The sequence below is a fragment of the Bradyrhizobium sp. genome (assembly GCF_049586575.1).
Lineage (GTDB): Bacteria > Pseudomonadota > Alphaproteobacteria > Rhizobiales > Xanthobacteraceae > Bradyrhizobium.
Genome location: NZ_JBAVCF010000309.1, coordinates 1 through 1569 on the forward strand (window position 1 = coordinate 1; position 1569 = coordinate 1569).

Annotated in this window: 2 protein-coding genes and 1 pseudogene; 1 reads left to right on the forward strand and 2 read right to left on the reverse strand. The window is 62.0% G+C overall.

The features are described from left to right. Both WB528_RS11950 and WB528_RS11955 read right to left on the reverse strand, forming a co-directional pair. The coding region (locus WB528_RS11950) for an AbrB family transcriptional regulator (RefSeq protein WP_423888622.1) at positions 1-557 on the reverse strand (557 nt) is incomplete at its 3' end. Between the two features lie 177 nt (positions 558-734). After that, complete coding sequence (locus WB528_RS11955; protein ID WP_423888623.1) at positions 735-986, reverse strand: PsiF family protein; 252 nt, start codon at positions 984-986, stop codon at positions 735-737. Between the two features lie 350 nt (positions 987-1336). On the opposite strand from WB528_RS11955, the pseudogene WB528_RS11960 reads away from it, so the two are divergent. After that, positions 1337-1569: pseudogene (locus tag WB528_RS11960) on the forward strand (hypothetical protein); the annotation flags it as partial.

Genomic DNA, 1569 nt, shown 5'->3' on the forward strand with positions numbered 1-1569 from the left:
AGTGCAGGCGCGGAAGCCGACGTCAACCCGGTCAGCACCAGGACGAGCGGAAGAGCGGCGGTGAGAATGATTACGCGGAGCGTCTGCACCACCGCAATCGCCGGCATGTCCGCGCCCTTTTCGACCGCGAGCAGCGCGATTTGCGACAGCGCGCCGGGGCAAGCGGCCAGAAAAGCCGAGGTGCGGTCCCAGCCGTGGACGCGCTGGAGGTAGTAGCTGGAGCCGAAGGTGGTGCCGAAGGTCGCGAGTGCCAGAAAGCCGATGGTGAGGGGATAGGCGCCGATATGTTGCAGCAGTTGCCGCGACATCAGCGAGCCCAGCGAAATCCCGAGCAGCACCAGCACGGCTTGCGTCAAATGGGCGGGTACGGCCATCCGCCGTCCCAGCATGGCCGCAACCGCGACCGCGAGCATGGCGCCCGAGATCAATCCGCCTGGCAGGTGGGCAACGAGAAACACCACGCCCCCGATCGTGCCGATCGCAAGCGTTTCGAGGAATTGGAGGGTCTTGGTACGGCTGGGGATGGCATCGGCCACCCATTGCGGGATCTGGGTCACGGCGCCTTATGGCAAATCCGTCATTCAGGGACAAATGTGCGGATGCGCACCCTGTATTGATATTCGTCGAGCCTTGATGCCGCTGAGCCTTGCCGGCCTGAACGGGCGACGATCGCGTGGGGGTGGTATCCCATCCTCCCGCTGACAAGGAGGATGGGATCAATCGAGGTGGTCTTGTTACTTCTTTTCCTTCGCGGTTCTCTTGCATTCGGAGCGGAATTTCTTGCGCTCCTTGCCATGAAGACCCTTGGCGTCCGCCTCCTTGGAGCATTCGATCGATTCGGCGCTATGGACCTTTGCGGGCTTCGCCATTGGCGCGGCCGCATCTGACTTGGCAGCGGGGGCAGCGGTGGTTTGGGCGAAAACGGGAGTGGCGAAAAGCAGGAAGGACGCACCGATCGCGGCGGCCAGGCGGGAAGATATCGTCATGAGAAGTCCCTCGGGGTTGAAGAGGGCGCCACGGTCGCGCCTTGATGCTGAACCGCGCATGAATGGGCATGGTGGTGGTCTCTTCGCGGCGCGATATTTTCGCGCAACCCCGCATGGCCGTTGTCACATGTCTTGGCTAAGCTAGTGGTCCGATTCTGACATTCGCATCGGCGGGCAGCTTTGCGAATGCCAGAATCAAAGAACCACCTGCAAATATAGGTTTCTAGTGGAGTTCAGGATTTGACCTTCGCCTGACGAATTCCCGGCCAGGTGGCTTGCGAATGTCAAATCCACTCCACTAGGATGGGGAAACTTAGACCAGCATCCCCAAAGGATAAGGGAGACCAAGGATGAGCATTAGAGCCAGATTATTGTGCGCCGTCGCCGCGTCCGGTTTTGCCGCCGTTATGGCCACCGCGCCCGCGCAGGCTCTCACCATGCAGGAGTGCAGTGCGAAGTATCAGGCCGCCAAAACAGCCGGCACCCTCAATGGCCAGAAGTGGAATGATTTCCGCAAGTCCGAGTGCGCGGCCGACGCCGCTGCCACGCCGGCGGCAGCGCCCGCCGCGCCGCCACCTGCGGC